This is a genomic window from Cupriavidus sp. a3 (assembly GCF_051015765.1).
GTDB lineage: Bacteria > Pseudomonadota > Gammaproteobacteria > Burkholderiales > Burkholderiaceae > Cupriavidus > Cupriavidus oxalaticus_A.
Genome location: NZ_CP170643.1, coordinates 2,265,966 through 2,280,511 on the forward strand (window position 1 = coordinate 2,265,966; position 14,546 = coordinate 2,280,511).

Here is a 14,546-nt window from a genome sequence, read left to right on the forward strand (position 1 = left end):
ACAACATACCGGGCATGCGCAACAAGTTTTCTACTTTGTTTTGAGGCTCTCATGACTAACCAGGCAGATAACGGCGCCTACGTGTTGCCGTTCGAGCAGTTGCGCATGGCTGACGTGGAAATCGTCGGCGGCAAGAATTCGTCGCTGGGCGAGATGATCTCCCAGCTGGCGGAGGCCGGCGTGCGCGTTCCCGGCGGTTTTGCCACCACCGCGCTTGCCTTCCGCGACTTCCTCGCCCACAACAACCTGACCGAGCGCATCTCCCAGCGCCTGAAGACGCTCGACGTCGACGACGTCAAGGCCCTGGCCGAGGCCGGTGCCGAGATCCGCGACTGGGTCGCCACCGCTCCGTTCCAGCCGCGCCTGGAACAGGAAATCCGTGAGTTCTATGCCAGCGTGTCCGAGCGCGAAGGCGCCGAGGCTTCGTTCGCGGTGCGTTCGTCGGCCACGGCCGAAGACCTGCCCGACGCCTCGTTCGCCGGCCAGCAGGAGTCCTACCTGAACGTCAGCGGCATCGACGACGTGCTGGACAAGATCAAGCACGTGTTCGCCTCGCTGTACAACGACCGCGCTATCTCCTACCGGGTGCACAAGGGTTTTGCCCATGACGTGGTGGCACTGTCCGCCGGTATCCAGCGCATGGTCCGTTCGGACCTGGCCGCTTCCGGCGTGATGTTCACCATCGACACCGAATCCGGCTTCCCCGATGTGGTTTTCATCACCTCCAGCTACGGCCTGGGCGAAACGGTGGTGCAGGGCGCGGTCAACCCGGACGAGTTCTACGTCTTCAAGCCGACGCTGCAAGCCGGCCAGTACCCGATCATCCGCCGCTCGATCGGCTCCAAGCTGATCAAGATGGAATTCACCAAGCCGGGCGAAGCCGGCCGCGTGAAGACCGTCGATGTGCCGGCCGAGCTGCGCAACCGCTACTCGATCACCGACGAAGACGTGACCGAGCTGGCCCGGTACGCGGTGATCATCGAGAAGCACTATGGCCGCCCGATGGACATCGAGTGGGGCAAGGACGGCAAGGACGGCAAGATCTACATCCTGCAGGCCCGCCCGGAAACGGTGAAGAGCCAGTCGGCCGGCAAGGCCGAGCAGCGCTTCAAGCTCAAGGGCACCGCCCCCGTGCTGACCAGCGGCCGCGCCATCGGCCAGAAGATCGGCACCGGCCCGGTCCGCGTCATCAACGATCCGTCCGAGATGGAACGCGTGCAGCCCGGCGACGTGCTGGTCGCCGACATGACCGACCCGAACTGGGAGCCGGTGATGAAGCGCGCTTCGGCGATCGTCACCAACCGTGGCGGCCGTACCTGCCACGCGGCCATCATCGCGCGTGAACTGGGCGTGCCGGCCGTGGTCGGCTGCGGCGATGCCACCGACATCCTGAAGGATGGCACGCTGGTAACCGTGTCGTGCGCCGAGGGCGACGAAGGCCGCATCTACGACGGCCTGCTCGAAACGGAAGTGACCGAAGTCCAGCGTGGCGACATGCCGGAAATCGACGTCAAGCTGATGATGAACGTGGGCAACCCGCAGCTGGCCTTCGACTTCGCGCAGATCCCGAACTGCGGCGTCGGACTGGCCCGCCTGGAATTCATCATCAACAACAACATCGGGGTCCACCCGAAGGCCATCCTCGACTATCCGCAGGTCGATGCCGACCTGAAGAAGGCCGTGGAAAGCGTGGCCCGCGGCCACGCCAGCCCGCGCGCGTTCTACGTTGACAAGCTGGCCGAGGGCATCGCCACCATCGGCGCGGCCTTCTACCCGAAGCCCGTGATCGTGCGCCTGTCGGACTTCAAGTCCAACGAGTACAAGAAGCTGATCGGCGGTTCGCGCTACGAGCCGGACGAGGAAAACCCGATGCTGGGCTTCCGCGGCGCCTCGCGCTACATCGCCGAAGACTTCGCCGAAGCGTTCGAGATGGAATGCAAGGCCATGAAGCGCGTGCGCGATGAAATGGGCCTGACCAACGTCGAGATCATGGTGCCGTTCGTGCGTACGCTGGGCCAGGCCGAGAAGGTCATCGGCCTGCTGGCCAAGCACGGCCTGAAGCGCGGCGAGAATGGCCTGCGCATCATCATGATGTGCGAAGTGCCGTCCAACGCGATCCTGGCCGAAGAGTTCCTGCAGTACTTCGACGGCTTCTCGATCGGCTCGAACGACCTGACGCAGCTGACGCTGGGCCTGGACCGCGACTCGGGCATGGAGCTGCTGGCCAAGGACTTCGACGAACGCGATCCGGCGGTGTGCTTCATGCTGTCGCGCGCCATTTCGGCGTGCATCCGCCTGGACAAGTACGTCGGCATCTGCGGCCAGGGTCCTTCGGACCACCCGGACTTTGCCGAATGGCTGACCAGGGAAGGCATCAAGTCGATCTCGCTGAACCCCGATTCGGTGGTCGACACCTGGCAGAAGCTGGCTTCCTGAGGCTTTTGACGTCACAATAACGACATTCGCCGGCGCGCCTTCGGCAGCCGGCTGGCACCGGCCCCTGCGTCAGGTGTTGCATCGGCCCCGCAGGCGCCCCTGGCGCTGCGGGGTTTTTGTTTTTCGGGAATCGATTCCGGGCATTCGCTGCCGGGAACCGATCGGACGGGGGGATTTCGGATGGCGTACTACATCTGGTTCGTGGCGGCGGTCGCGCTGGTGATCGTCGAACTGAATACCGGCACGTTCTACCTGCTGATGGTGGCCGTCGGGCTGGCCGCCGGCGGCGTCGCGGCCTTGCTGGACCTGTCGCCCGCCGCGCAGACGGTGACCGCGGCGCTGGTCGCCGCGGTGCTGATCGCCGGGCTGCGCCGTACCCGTTTCGGCAAGCTGCGGCGCGGCAATGCCGCCGCCGATCCCAACGTCAATCTCGACATCGGCCAGGAACTCGACGTTGCAGCGTGGGACGCCAACGGCCGTGCGCGCGTGCCGTACCGGGGCGCAGACTGGACCGTCGAGCTTGCGCCGAACTGCGCCGCGGCGCCGGGCCGCTACCGTATCGTCGAAGTGCGCGGCAGCACGCTGGTGGTTTCGCCGCGCTGAGCCGCATCCAAGGGTTGCCCGGTGCCAGCCGCGCAACCATCCGCCTGCCGCCGTTCCGGCGGCGCCGTACCGCTGTTTCCTGACCGGAGGGTTGTTACATGCTCGCTTTTCAGCTTGGCCTGTTGCCGCTGATCATCCTTATTGCCGTGATCGTGCTGATCGCCAGGGGCATCAAGATCGTGCCGCAGCAGCACGCCTGGGTGCTGGAGCGCCTGGGCCGCTACCATGCGACGCTGACGCCGGGGCTGTCGATCGTGGTGCCGTTCGTCGACCGCGTTGCCTACAAGCACGTGCTCAAGGAAATCCCGCTGGACGTGCCCAGCCAGGTCTGCATCACCAAGGACAATACGCAGCTGCAGGTGGACGGCGTGCTGTACTTCCAGGTGACCGACCCGATGAAGGCGTCCTACGGCTCGAGCAACTTCGTGGTGGCGATCACGCAGCTGTCGCAGACCACGCTGCGCTCGGTGATCGGCAAGCTTGAGCTGGACAAGACCTTCGAGGAGCGCGAGTTCATCAACCACAGCGTGGTGAACGCGCTCGATGAGGCCGCCGCCAACTGGGGCGTCAAGGTGCTGCGCTACGAGATCAAGGACCTGACGCCGCCGAAGGAAATCCTGCATGCGATGCAGGCGCAGATCACCGCCGAGCGCGAGAAGCGCGCGCTGATCGCCGCGTCGGAGGGCAAGCGCCAGGAACAGATCAACTTGGCCACGGGTGCGCGGGAAGCGGCCATCCAGAAGTCGGAAGGCGAGAAACAGGCCGCCATCAACAAGGCGCAGGGCGAGGCGGCGGCGATCCTGGCGGTGGCGGACGCCAATGCCCAGGCGATCCAGAAGGTGGGCAACGCGATCCGCACCGAAGGCGGCATGGACGCGGTCAACCTGAAGGTGGCCGAGGAATACGTGGCTGCGTTCGGCAACCTGGCCAAGCAGGGCAATACGCTGATCGTGCCCGGGAATATGAGCGAGATGAGCAGCATGATCGCGTCAGCGCTGCAGATCGTGAAGGGGCAGAAGGCCGGCGCCTGAGCACGCAGGCGCCGCCGGGCGGCATTATCCCTTGGTGTCGCCCTTCATGATGCGCGCCTTCTCGCGCTGCCAGTCGCGCTGCTTTTCGGTCTCGCGCTTGTCGAACTGCTTCTTGCCCTTGGCCAGGCCGATCTCGCATTTCACTCTGCCACGCGTGTAATGCAGGTTCAGCGGCACCAGCGTGTAGCCGCGCTGCTCGACCTTGCCGATCAGCTTCTTGATCTCGTCGGCCTTCAGCAGCAGCTTGCGCGTGCGCACCGGATCGGGGTTGACGTGGGTGGAGGCGCTCTGCAGCGGGCTGATATGGGCGCCGATCAGGAACATCTCGGCGTCGCGCACCACCACGTAGCCTTCCTTGATCTGTACTCGGTTCGCGCGGATCGCCTTCACTTCCCAGCCTTCCAGCACGATCCCGGCCTCATATCGCTCTTCGATGAAGTAGTCGAAAAAGGCCTTCTTGTTGTCTGCGATGGTCATGCGTGCGGGTAGGGGAACAATGTGGTGAAAGCGGGCCGGATCGCTGCAGCGCCGCATGGCGAAGTGCCGCCAGCGACCAGCGTCGGCTAAAATTGGGATTTTAGCAAACCAGCCCCGGTACCGGCTTGTGTCCTGGCGCAATGCGCCAGGCATGGCCGGGAGCCAGATTTTCCAATACATGGCAGACGTCCATAAATCCGTGCTGCTCGGCTATTCCGCCGCGCAGATGTACGACCTGGTCACGCGCGTGGAGGACTATCCCAAGTTCCTGCCATGGTGCGGCGGCGTGGAGGTGTTCGAGCAGACCGAAACCACGCTCGACGCCAAGATCCATATCCATTTCAAGGGGATCCAGCAGTTCTTCCACACCCGCAATACGCAGGAGCGCCCGACCCGCATCGACATGACCTTCGCCGACGGGCCCTTCAAGACCTTTAATGGCGCGTGGCGCTTTACGCCGCTGCGCGTGGACGCCTGCAAGATCGAATTCCACCTGCACTATGAGTTTTCGAGCCTGCTGCTGGAAAAGCTCATCGGCCCGGTGTTCAGCATGATCGCGAATACCTTCGTCGATGCCTTCGTCAAGCGCGCCGAGGTGGTCTATGGCGCCAGTTGAAGGCGCGGGCACCGTGCATGTCACGGTGTGCTATGCGCGGCCCCATGCGGTATTCCTGAAGGAGATCGACGTGCCCGCGGGCACCACGATCGCTGCGGCCATCGTCGGCTCGGGGCTGCAGCAGGCGTGCCCGGAAGTGGATCCGTCGACCATGCGGGTGGGCATCTTCGGCAAGCTCAAGACGCCCGATACCGTGGTGCGCGAGGGCGACCGCGTGGAGGTGTACCGGCCGCTGACTGCCGACCCCAAGCAGGCGCGGCGCAAGCGCGTGCAGAAGCTGCGCGAGGGCGGGGCGCGGGAAGGCCAGAAATGGCTGCGTGGCAATGGCTGAGCCGCAAGGCTTGCGCCACCGGCCGCAGCACTGACCGCGAAACGGGGCGTGATGCCCCGTTTTTGCTTATGTTCAGTTGCAGTTCTTTTCGAGGCTGGCGCTGGTCTTGACCAGTTCGGCCTGGCGCTGCTCGCTGTTCAGGTGCTGCAGCGAGCCGTCCTGACCCGCTACCGCCGCGCGCATCCCTTGCTGCAGGCCGGTGGCGTAGTTGCGCAGCTGGGCGCAGCGGGCCTCGCGGTCGGCAGCCTCGGCTTCCTTGCGCGCCTCTTCCGCGGCGGCTTTCAGGCGCGAGTCGCGGCGCTTCTGGAAGGCCTCTTCGGCCGTGGGCGGCGGGGCCTCCTTCGCCTTGCCCGCGGCCCTGGCAGGGGCCGGTGCAGCCACGGGGGCGTTGGCGGTCTCCGTGTTGGCGGCCTCCACCGGCTGGTACTCGCCGGCGCTGCGGCCAGGGGCACGCAGCACCCTGGCGGCGGCGCCGGAGGGCGGCACGTCGCTGTAGACCATGCGGCCGTTGGCATCGCGCCATTGCCAGTAGGCATGGGCGTGGACCGAGGCGGCAGCGGTGACGGCAGCGGCAAGCAGGCACAGCACGGACGATCGTTTCATGGCGCGGCGTCTCAAAGTGGCTGGTAAGGAACGGATGCGGCTGGAGAACTGCTGGGCCGCCGGCTGCGCGCGAGGCAATGCCGCGGCAGGCCTGCCGCGGGCGATGGCTTGGCGCCAGGGCATGGCGCCGGTTTGACCCTGGTACTTCAGTTCTGATGTGGCGCGTGTGACCCCCGCGCCATCGTCCGCTAGTCTACGCAGACTTGTCGCTGGCGTGCAAGCGCACCGACCAGGCCACGCCGACCATCAGCAACACAATGGCGGCAATTTCCAGCGGCCGCGGCCAGCGGTGGTCGAAGACAAAGCCATATGCCAGCGCGAACAGCGTCTCGAACACGATCATCTGGCCCGACAGCGTCAGCGGCAGGCGCCGGCTGGCGATGTTCCACAGGTTGTTGCCGATCAGCGACGCGCCCAGCGCCACCGCGGCGTTGACCATCCAGAACCACTGCCAGTCGCGGCCGCTGTCGCCGGAAGTGAGGGCATCGCCCGCCACCAGCCAGCCGACTATGGCCAGCACGGCCGATACCGCGCCGGTCGACAGCCCATAGAGCGCCGACCATTCATTGCCGCTGTAGTGCGGGTTGCGCTGCAGGTAGCGCGCGTTGTCGACCGCATAGAGCGTCCAGCAGACCAGCGCGCCGGCGGCGCAGCAGACGCCGGCAATCTTCTGCCAGACCGGCCGCACGGCGTCACCGGCCGCGGCGGCATGTGCGCTCTGGCCGCCGCCGAACAGGTCGATGTTGATGCAGGCGATGCCCGCGGCCACCACCAGCAGCGGCCACAGCAGCCGCGACAGCGGCACCGCACCGTGGTCGCGCCGGCCCATGATGGTGACCGTGATCGGCAGGATGCCGATAATCAGCGAAGTCGGCCCGACCCCGGCCAGCTGCACGCCGAAGGCCAGCAGCACGTAGTAGAGCAGGTTGCCGGTAAAGGCCTGGCGCAGCAGCGCCACGCAATCGGCGCGGGTCAGCTTGCGGGCGATGCGCTTGATCAGCGGCAGGGCGGCAACCAGCGCGACCAGGCCATACGCCAGGTAGCGCCCGATCGCCAGCTCCCACGGCGAGAACACGGGCAGCAGCTTGGGCGCGATAAAGACCATGCCCCAGAACGCGCCCGCCAGCAGCCCGCACAATACGCCGATCCCCATGCTTTTCAACGCCCGGTTAAAAGGACGACGAGCATAGCAGACGACACGCCGGAAAACCCGTTGCCGTTCATCAGCCAGCCGCGCATTCCTGTATAATTCGCTTTTGCGCCTAGAGGATTTGCTATGCGTCTTGTCCAGAAAGCACTCACATTCGATGACGTGCTGCTCGTCCCGGCCTATTCGGCCGTCCTTCCCCGGGATGTTTCCCTCCGCACTCGCCTGTCCCGTTCGATCGAACTGAACATTCCGCTGGTGTCCGCTGCCATGGACACGGTGACGGAGGCGCGCCTGGCGATCTCCATGGCGCAAGCCGGTGGCATCGGCATCGTCCACAAGAACCTGAAGCCCGCCGACCAGGCCCGCGAAGTGTCGCGCGTCAAGCGCTACGAGTCGGGCGTGCTGCGTGATCCGATCACCATTTCGCCGGACGCGAAGATCCGCGATGTGATCGCGCTGTCGCAGCAGCATGGCATTTCGGGCTTCCCGGTGCTGGAAGGCAAGATCGTCGTCGGCATCATCACCAACCGCGACCTGCGCTTCGAGGAAGAACTCGACGCCCCGGTGCGCGCCAAGATGACCCCGCGCGAGAAGCTGGTGACGGTGGCCGAAGGCGCGCCGCTGGAAGAAGCCAAGCGCCTGATGAACCGCCACCGCCTGGAGCGCGTGCTGGTGGTCAACCAGGCCTTCGAGCTGCGCGGCCTGATCACGGTGAAGGACATCCAGAAGGCGGTCGAGAACCCGCTGGCGAGCAAGGATGACCACGGCCAGCTGCGCGTAGGCGCCGCGGTCGGCGTGGGTCCGGACAACGACGAGCGTGTCGAGCTGCTGGTCAAGGCCGGCGTCGACGTGATTGTGGTCGATACGGCGCATGGCCACAGCCAGGGTGTGCTGGATCGCGTGCGCTGGGTCAAGCAGAACTTCCCGCAAGTGCAGGTGATCGGCGGCAATATCGCCACCGGCGACGCCGCCCGTGCGCTGGTCGAGCATGGCGCCGACGGCGTCAAGGTCGGCATCGGCCCCGGCTCGATCTGCACCACCCGTATCGTGGCTGGCGTGGGCGTGCCGCAGATCACCGCCGTTTCCAACGTGGCCGAGGCGCTCAAGGGCACCGGCGTGCCGCTGATCGCCGACGGCGGCATCCGCTATTCGGGTGACGTGGCCAAGGCCCTGGCGGCCGGCGCCCACACCGTGATGATGGGCGGGATGTTCTCAGGCACCGAAGAAGCGCCGGGCGAAGTGTTCCTGTACCAGGGCCGCTCGTTCAAGAGCTACCGCGGCATGGGTTCGGTAGGCGCGATGAAGGACGGCGCGGCTGACCGCTACTTCCAGGAAGACAACACCGCCAACGTCGACAAGCTGGTCCCCGAGGGGATTGAAGGCCGCGTGCCGTACAAGGGTTCGGTGATGGCCATCATCCACCAGCTGACGGGCGGCGTGCGTGCCTCGATGGGCTACTGCGGCAGCAAGTCGATCGCCGACTGGCATGAGAGTGCCCAGTTCGTCCAGATCACGGCAGCCGGCATGCGTGAATCGCACGTGCACGACGTGCAGATCACCAAGGAAGCGCCGAACTACCATATCGACTGACGCGCAGCGGTCGCGCCCGCCGTCCGCAGTGGCGGCGGTGCGCTGCCCGCGATCAGCGGGACGAGGGCGTGCGAGGTTTGGTGCGAGGTGCGCAGCGCCGCCCTGGTCCGACCGGATTCCAATCCGGCCCCGACCGTGGCCCCGGCCGCGCGCCACGCCGGTGTTGCCTGTCCCGGCGTGCCTTGCTGCCAGCCGCATCACCGGCGGGGCCCAGACGAGGAGCGCCAATGAAGGTGTTGCTGCGAGCCGTGCTGTTTTTCGATGCCCTGGTGGACCTGCTGCTGGGCGTCCTGCTGTTGATGTCCCCATTCACCACGCTGTACGCGGCGCTGCAATTGCCGCAGCCACAACCCGCGCTGTTCGGGCAACTGCTGGGCGTGGCGCTGGCCGGCCTGTCGGTGCTGCTGTGGCAGGCCGCGTTCAACGGCCAGCTGACGGTACCGGTGGCACGCACGGCCGGCTATGTGAACCTCGCCAGCGCGATGCTGATCATTGCCTGGATGGTGTTCCTTGAGCTGCCGCTCGAAGGCGCCGGCAAGATCTGGCTGCCGACCATGGCCGTGGTGCTGCTGTTTTTTGCCGCGGTGCAGATCCCCGCGGCGAAACGCGTGCGCGTGCGCGAGCAGCAGCTGAAGATGGAACGCGCGCTGAAGGAACAGGAAACCCGGAAGGAACCCGGCGTCGCCCCCGCGGCACGCCCAACGAATACCCCAGAATACCGGCGCGAGCCGGTCATCACGCCGCCGCCGGGCTATGGCCCCGGCACGGAAGTGACCGAGCCCGCAACGGAAGACACGCCATCGGCCCATCATGCACGACAAAATCCTCATTCTTGATTTCGGCTCGCAGGTCACGCAGCTGATCGCCCGCCGCGTCCGCGAGGCGCACGTCTACTGCGAAATCCACCCGAACGACGTCTCCGACGACTTCGTGCGCGAGTACGCGCCCAAGGCCGTCATCCTGTCGGGCAGCCACGCCAGCACCTATGAAGACCACCAGCTGCGCGCGCCGCAGGCGGTGTGGGACCTGGGCGTGCCGGTGCTCGGCATCTGCTACGGCATGCAGACCATGGCCGTGCAGCTCGGCGGCAAGGTCGAGTGGAGCGACCAGCGGGAGTTCGGCTACGCCGAGATGCGCGCCCACGGCCATACCGCGCTGCTCAAGGACATCGAGGATTTCCGCACTGCGGAAGGCCACGGCATGCTCAAGGTCTGGATGAGCCACGGCGACAAGGTCACCGGCCTGCCGCCGGGCTTCAAGCTGATGGCGTCCACCCCGAGCTGCCCGATCGCCGGCATGGCCGACGAAGCGCGCGGCTACTATGCCGTGCAGTTCCATCCCGAGGTCACGCATACCGTCAAGGGCCGGCAGATGCTCGAGCGCTTCGTGCTCGGGATCGCCGGCTGCAAGGCAGACTGGGTCATGCGCGACCACATCGAAGAAGCCGTCGCCAAGATCCGCGAACAGGTCGGCGACGAAGAGGTGATCCTGGGCCTGTCGGGCGGCGTCGATTCGTCGGTGGCCGCGGCGCTGATCCACCGCGCCATCGGCGACCAGCTCACCTGCGTCTTCGTCGACCACGGCCTGCTGCGCCTCGACGAAGGCAAGATGGTGATGGAAATGTTCGCCGGCCGCCTGCACGCCAAGGTCGTGCACATCGACGCTTCCGAGCAGTTCCTCGGCCACCTGGCCGGCGTGACCGACCCCGAGCAGAAGCGCAAGATCATCGGCCGCGAGTTCGTCGAGGTGTTCCAGGCCGAGGCGAAGAAACTGAGCAAGGCCAAGTGGCTGGCGCAGGGCACGATCTACCCCGACGTGGTGGAATCGGGCGGCACCAAGACCAAGAAGGCCACCACCATCAAGAGCCACCACAACGTCGGCGGCCTGCCCGAAACGCTGGGCCTGAAGCTGCTCGAGCCGCTGCGCGACCTGTTCAAGGACGAAGTGCGCGAACTCGGCGTGGAACTGGGCCTGCCGCCGGAAATGGTCTACCGCCATCCGTTCCCGGGCCCGGGCCTGGGCGTGCGCATCCTCGGCGAAGTCAAGCGCGACTATGCCGACCTGCTGCGCCGCGCCGATGCCATCTTCATTGAAGAACTGCGCAAGACCATCGCCACCGAGCAGGACGCTGCCGCTGGCCTGTGCGAGCCGAACCAGGTCGGCAAGAGCTGGTACGACCTGACCAGCCAGGCATTTGCCGTGTTCCTGCCGGTCAAGTCGGTGGGCGTGATGGGCGACGGCCGCACCTACGACTACGTCGTGGCGCTGCGCGCTGTGCAGACCACCGACTTCATGACGGCGCATTGGGCGCACCTGCCGTACGCGCTGCTCGGCCGCTGCTCGAACCGCATCATCAACGAAGTGCGCGGCCTGAATCGGGTGGTGTATGACGTGTCGGGCAAGCCGCCGGCGACGATCGAGTGGGAGTGATTTGACGTCCTCCGAAGTCTATCGCTGACGATCGGAAATCTCCCGGAAACCCGCGCCGCTGCGCGGGTTTCGTGTTCTTGGCTATCGATGGCTATCGACTGAAATCGGACTCTGGGGTCGGTAGCAAGGCCGCCAGTGTGGCCGTTCCTATCAACTTCGGGATGGCTCTACCGGGCGATTCGGGATCAAATGCAGCGCCCCACGTGATAGACCTCTTTCGCGGTGTTCCTCACCATGACCATCCCTTGCGGACTGCGCTAGAGAAAAAAACTGGAGACAGGCGAAGGTGGTTTCCATGCCGTTCGCCAGCACGACAAATCCGGCAAGCGGCAAATGGTGCTAGTCTTTCACGTTCTGTCCCTGACAGTGCCCCAATGCTTGCAATGCCGCCGGCTAGCTAAACGTGTGAGTCATAGATGCGACTACCCCGCAAGCACCTTCAAACAGCTTTATTGCTGGCCGCTCAACTGGCCGGATTCCTTGCCGCAGTTCCCGTGATGGGCCAGACGACTGCGGCGACTTACCCGAGTCACGCTGTCGAACTGGTGGTGCCAAGCTCAGCGGGCGGTGGTACTGATACGGTTGCGCGAGCCTTCAGCGAAGCCATGCGAAAGTACCTGCCGCAGCCGCTGACCGTGGTGAACAAGCCAGGCGCCAGTGGCGCAATCGGCATGACGGAAGTGGCCCGCGCCAGGCCGGATGGCTACAAGCTCGGCATAATCATCGCGGAAGCCGTGATCGTCCCGCATGTCGGGCCGACCACGTTCGACCCCGCCCAGCTGGTGCCGATCGCACGCCTGAATGCCGATCCGTCCGCGATCACGGTGAGGGCCGATTCGCGCTGGAATACCATCGAGGCGTTCCTGGCATTCGCCAAGGCGCACCCCGGTGAGGTGCAGCTCGGGAATTCCGGTCCGGGTTCGATCTGGCACCTGGCGGCGACGGCGTTGGAGGACAAGTCGCACGTCAAGTTTAATCACGTGCCGTTCACCGGCGCGGCGCCGGCGTTGGTGGCGTTGATGGGCGGGCATATCGACGCGGTGGCTGTCAGTCCCGCGGAGGTATCGGCCTATGTGGCCGCGGGCAAGGTGAAGACGCTCGCGGTGATGGCCGACCAGCGTGTCAGCGGTTTCGAGAATGTGCCGACGCTTCGTGAGCGGGGTATCGCCCTCTCGATCGGCACATGGCGCGGGCTGGCCGCGCCCAAAGGCACGCCACCCGAGGTGCTCGAAACCCTTGCGGCCGCCAGCCGCAAGGCGGTGGCGGATCCAGTCTTTGTGGCGGCGCTGAGCCGGCAGAACCTGGGCATTGCCTATGCCGACGCAGCGACCTTCAAGGCGATGATCGCGGCTGACAACGCGGTGATGAAGGCGCTGGTGGCCAGGACCAACCTGAAGAAGTGAGGCAGCGCATTCGCTGGTCCCGATGATGCTGACGGGGGCTTATGACAGGCGGGCAATCTCCTCAAGCAGCGCCGCCTCCATCGCCTCGATCGGCGCGCGCGCGCAGCCGGTGTAGAACTCGACCTGGGCGCACGCCTGGTGCAGCATCATGCGCGTGCCGTCGATGGTGCGGCAGCCGAGCGCTGCGGCATCGCGGATCAGCTTGCTCCTGACCGGGATGAAGGCGGCGTCCATGACGATCAGGTGCGCGGCGAGCTGTCCGGCGACCGGGTTGACATCGGGGGCGCGAAAGCCCGCCGCGGTCGCGTTGGCGAGCATGTCGAAATCCGCCGCGCGGAAGTCCGTCAACCCGCCGCCAAAGCGCAGGCCGAGCGAGCCGGCCAGTTCTTCGCCGCGCGCCGCGGTGCGGTTGAACACGGTCACGCTGGCGCCGGCCTCGCGCAAGCCATAGGCCATCGCCCGCGCCGCGCCGCCCGCGCCCAGCAGCGCAATGCGCTGGCCGGCCACATCCGTCACCTCCTGGAACGCCCGGACGGCGCCGATGCAGTCGGTGTTAAAGCCGGTCAGCACGCCATCGAGATTGTTGATGGTGTTGACCGCGCCGATGGCGCGCGCGGTCTCGTCGAGATGGTCGAGGTGGGGGATCACGGCCTGCTTGTGCGGCATCGAGACATTCATGCCGCGCACGCCGAGCGTGCGGATCGACTGCACGGCGCCGGGCACGTCCTGCACCCCGAAGCACACAAAGGTGTAGTCGATCCCGAGCGCCCGATAGGCGGCATTGTGGATGCGCACATTGAAGGTGAAGGGCTCGCCCATGATCGAGCCGCACAGCGTGGGAATGGAACCGGGCATTGCGGGGTGTCCTTGCGAGAAAAATCAGGCGGCTGCCTGGGCGGCAAAGGCCGCCAGGTCGAAGCGCGCGGCAGGTTGCCGCCCGGCGAGCGCGTCCAGCAGGTTGCGCGTGGCCAGTTCGGCCATGGCACGACGGGTCTCATGCGTGGCCGAGCCGATATGGGGCAGGGCGGTCACCCTGGGATGGCGGCGCAGCGGCGAATCCTGAGGCAGCGGCTCGGTGGCGAAGACGTCCAGCCCGGCCGCGCGCAGGTGGCCGCTTGCCAGCGCCGCGAGCAGCGCGTCTTCCTGCACGATCTGGCCGCGCGCGCCGTTGACGAAGATGGCGCCCGGCTTCATCAGCGCGAACTCGCGCGGGCCCATCAGGCCTCGGGTGCTGTCTGTCAGGGGCAGCGTGATGGCGACGATATCGGCGCGGCGCAAGGCGTCGTCGAGTTCCGTCCGGGTGGCGCGCCCCACCAGGTCGGGCGGCTCCATGGCAGTCTCGTTGACGTAGAGCACCTCCATGCCGAAGCCGAGCGCCGCGCGCCGCGCCACGGCCTGGCCGATACGCCCGAAACCCAGGATCGCCAGCGTCTTGCCGTGCACGTCCCAGCCGAACAGGCTGTCGCCGATATTGGCGGTCCAGCGGCCTTCGCTGACGTGGGCCGCCAGCTCGACCAGGCGGCGGCTCGTGGCCATGATGAGGGCGAAGACGGTGTCGGCCGTGGTCTCGGTAAGTACGCCCGGCGTATGGCACAGCGTGATGCCGCGCTGGTGCAGGCAGGGGAGGTCATAGTTGTCGACGCCCACCGAAATACTCGAGATCACTTCCAGCCGGCCGGCTTCGGCCAGTTCCGCCGCGCCCAGCTTCACGCTGGAGCCGATCAGGCCGTGGGCGGATGCCAGCGCGGCGCGGAAGGCCGGCCGTTGTGCCGGCTGGCGCGGGTCAGCCACGATCACGTCATGCTCCGACTCGATCCTGGCGAGCAGGTCGTCAGGAATCGGCCGGAACACCAGTACATTCTTGCGCATGGGTAGT

Annotated in this window: 14 protein-coding genes; 9 read left to right on the forward strand and 5 right to left on the reverse strand. The window is 66.2% G+C overall.

What is annotated here, in order from left to right; translation table 11 throughout:
* Nucleotides 1-51: 51 nt before the first annotated feature.
* The 3 genes from ppsA (at nt 52) to ACAD63_RS11040 (ending at nt 4,070) form a co-directional block, all read left to right on the forward strand.
* Nucleotides 52-2,436: a phosphoenolpyruvate synthase gene (ppsA, locus tag ACAD63_RS11030; RefSeq protein ID WP_434033947.1), complete on the forward strand. Its 2,385-nt coding sequence runs from the start codon at nt 52-54 to the stop codon at nt 2,434-2,436.
* Nucleotides 2,437-2,616: 180 nt separating this feature from the next.
* Entirely contained in the window at nt 2,617-3,039 is a 423-nt protein-coding gene (locus tag ACAD63_RS11035; protein ID WP_133096295.1) for an NfeD family protein, read from the forward strand.
* 98 nt (nt 3,040-3,137) lie between these two features.
* Nucleotides 3,138-4,070: an SPFH domain-containing protein gene (locus ACAD63_RS11040; protein WP_029045868.1), complete on the forward strand. Its 933-nt coding sequence runs from the start codon at nt 3,138-3,140 to the stop codon at nt 4,068-4,070.
* Nucleotides 4,071-4,094: 24 nt separating this feature from the next.
* Here ACAD63_RS11040 and smpB read toward each other — a convergent pair whose 3' ends face one another.
* Complete coding sequence (smpB, locus tag ACAD63_RS11045; protein WP_133096294.1) at nt 4,095-4,547, reverse strand: SsrA-binding protein SmpB; 453 nt, start codon at nt 4,545-4,547, stop codon at nt 4,095-4,097.
* A 178-nt stretch (nt 4,548-4,725) separates the two neighbouring features.
* Between smpB and ACAD63_RS11050 the strand changes: the two genes are divergently transcribed.
* Nucleotides 4,726-5,163 carry a type II toxin-antitoxin system RatA family toxin gene (locus ACAD63_RS11050; protein ID WP_135705364.1) on the forward strand — a complete coding sequence of 146 codons (438 nt, stop codon included), beginning with the start codon at nt 4,726-4,728 and terminating at the stop codon, nt 5,161-5,163.
* Entirely contained in the window at nt 5,150-5,494 is a 345-nt protein-coding gene (locus tag ACAD63_RS11055; protein ID WP_133096292.1) for an RnfH family protein, read from the forward strand. The genes ACAD63_RS11050 and ACAD63_RS11055 overlap by 14 nt, the downstream gene beginning before the upstream one ends.
* Before the next feature lie 72 nt (nt 5,495-5,566).
* Here ACAD63_RS11055 and ACAD63_RS11060 read toward each other — a convergent pair whose 3' ends face one another.
* Together ACAD63_RS11060 and ACAD63_RS11065 are read right to left on the reverse strand one after the other, a co-directional pair.
* A complete protein-coding gene (locus ACAD63_RS11060; RefSeq protein WP_195427629.1) occupies nt 5,567-6,097 on the reverse strand; it encodes a DUF4124 domain-containing protein in 531 nt (176 codons plus the stop codon).
* A gap of 193 nt (nt 6,098-6,290) precedes the next feature.
* A complete protein-coding gene (locus ACAD63_RS11065) occupies nt 6,291-7,250 on the reverse strand; it encodes a DMT family transporter (RefSeq protein ID WP_133096290.1) in 960 nt (319 codons plus the stop codon).
* A gap of 123 nt (nt 7,251-7,373) precedes the next feature.
* Here ACAD63_RS11065 and guaB point away from each other — a divergent pair, with 123 nt between their 5' ends.
* The 4 genes from guaB to ACAD63_RS11085 all read left to right on the forward strand — a co-directional run bounded on the left by guaB (nt 7,374) and on the right by ACAD63_RS11085 (nt 12,670).
* Nucleotides 7,374-8,837, forward strand: a complete 1,464-nt coding sequence (guaB, locus tag ACAD63_RS11070) for an IMP dehydrogenase (protein WP_133096289.1) — start codon at nt 7,374-7,376, stop codon at nt 8,835-8,837.
* 227 nt (nt 8,838-9,064) lie between these two features.
* Complete coding sequence (locus ACAD63_RS11075) at nt 9,065-9,673, forward strand: hypothetical protein (protein WP_133096288.1); 609 nt, start codon at nt 9,065-9,067, stop codon at nt 9,671-9,673.
* The gene (gene guaA, locus ACAD63_RS11080) at nt 9,648-11,267 is read left to right on the forward strand and encodes a glutamine-hydrolyzing GMP synthase (protein ID WP_135705361.1); all 1,620 of its coding nucleotides are present in this window, start codon (nt 9,648-9,650) and stop codon (nt 11,265-11,267) included. The genes ACAD63_RS11075 and guaA overlap by 26 nt, the downstream gene beginning before the upstream one ends.
* Nucleotides 11,268-11,683: 416 nt before the next feature.
* A complete protein-coding gene (locus ACAD63_RS11085) occupies nt 11,684-12,670 on the forward strand; it encodes a tripartite tricarboxylate transporter substrate binding protein (RefSeq protein ID WP_276609569.1) in 987 nt (328 codons plus the stop codon).
* A gap of 39 nt (nt 12,671-12,709) precedes the next feature.
* Here ACAD63_RS11085 and ACAD63_RS11090 read toward each other — a convergent pair whose 3' ends face one another.
* Nucleotides 12,710-13,525, reverse strand: a complete 816-nt coding sequence (locus tag ACAD63_RS11090; protein WP_434033948.1) for a shikimate dehydrogenase family protein — start codon at nt 13,523-13,525, stop codon at nt 12,710-12,712.
* A 24-nt stretch (nt 13,526-13,549) separates the two neighbouring features.
* Nucleotides 13,550-14,539: a 2-hydroxyacid dehydrogenase gene (locus tag ACAD63_RS11095; protein ID WP_195427630.1), complete on the reverse strand. Its 990-nt coding sequence runs from the start codon at nt 14,537-14,539 to the stop codon at nt 13,550-13,552.
* Nucleotides 14,540-14,546: the final 7 nt, after the last annotated feature.

What these genes read in the sequence shown, in the direction of transcription:
- ppsA (WP_434033947.1), top strand. Translation starts at nt 52, where the DNA reads ATGACTAACCAGGCAGATAACGGCGCCTACGTGTTGCCGTTCGAGCAG.
- ACAD63_RS11035 (WP_133096295.1), top strand. Translation starts at nt 2,617, where the DNA reads ATGGCGTACTACATCTGGTTCGTGGCGGCGGTCGCGCTGGTGATCGTC.
- ACAD63_RS11040 (WP_029045868.1), top strand. Translation starts at nt 3,138, where the DNA reads ATGCTCGCTTTTCAGCTTGGCCTGTTGCCGCTGATCATCCTTATTGCC.
- smpB (WP_133096294.1), bottom strand. Translation starts at nt 4,547, where the DNA reads ATGACCATCGCAGACAACAAGAAGGCCTTTTTCGACTACTTCATCGAA.
- ACAD63_RS11050 (WP_135705364.1), top strand. Translation starts at nt 4,726, where the DNA reads ATGGCAGACGTCCATAAATCCGTGCTGCTCGGCTATTCCGCCGCGCAG.
- ACAD63_RS11055 (WP_133096292.1), top strand. Translation starts at nt 5,150, where the DNA reads ATGGCGCCAGTTGAAGGCGCGGGCACCGTGCATGTCACGGTGTGCTAT.
- ACAD63_RS11060 (WP_195427629.1), bottom strand. Translation starts at nt 6,097, where the DNA reads ATGAAACGATCGTCCGTGCTGTGCCTGCTTGCCGCTGCCGTCACCGCT.
- ACAD63_RS11065 (WP_133096290.1), bottom strand. Translation starts at nt 7,250, where the DNA reads ATGGGGATCGGCGTATTGTGCGGGCTGCTGGCGGGCGCGTTCTGGGGC.
- guaB (WP_133096289.1), top strand. Translation starts at nt 7,374, where the DNA reads ATGCGTCTTGTCCAGAAAGCACTCACATTCGATGACGTGCTGCTCGTC.
- ACAD63_RS11075 (WP_133096288.1), top strand. Translation starts at nt 9,065, where the DNA reads ATGAAGGTGTTGCTGCGAGCCGTGCTGTTTTTCGATGCCCTGGTGGAC.
- guaA (WP_135705361.1), top strand. Translation starts at nt 9,648, where the DNA reads ATGCACGACAAAATCCTCATTCTTGATTTCGGCTCGCAGGTCACGCAG.
- ACAD63_RS11085 (WP_276609569.1), top strand. Translation starts at nt 11,684, where the DNA reads ATGCGACTACCCCGCAAGCACCTTCAAACAGCTTTATTGCTGGCCGCT.
- ACAD63_RS11090 (WP_434033948.1), bottom strand. Translation starts at nt 13,525, where the DNA reads ATGCCCGGTTCCATTCCCACGCTGTGCGGCTCGATCATGGGCGAGCCC.
- ACAD63_RS11095 (WP_195427630.1), bottom strand. Translation starts at nt 14,539, where the DNA reads ATGCGCAAGAATGTACTGGTGTTCCGGCCGATTCCTGACGACCTGCTC.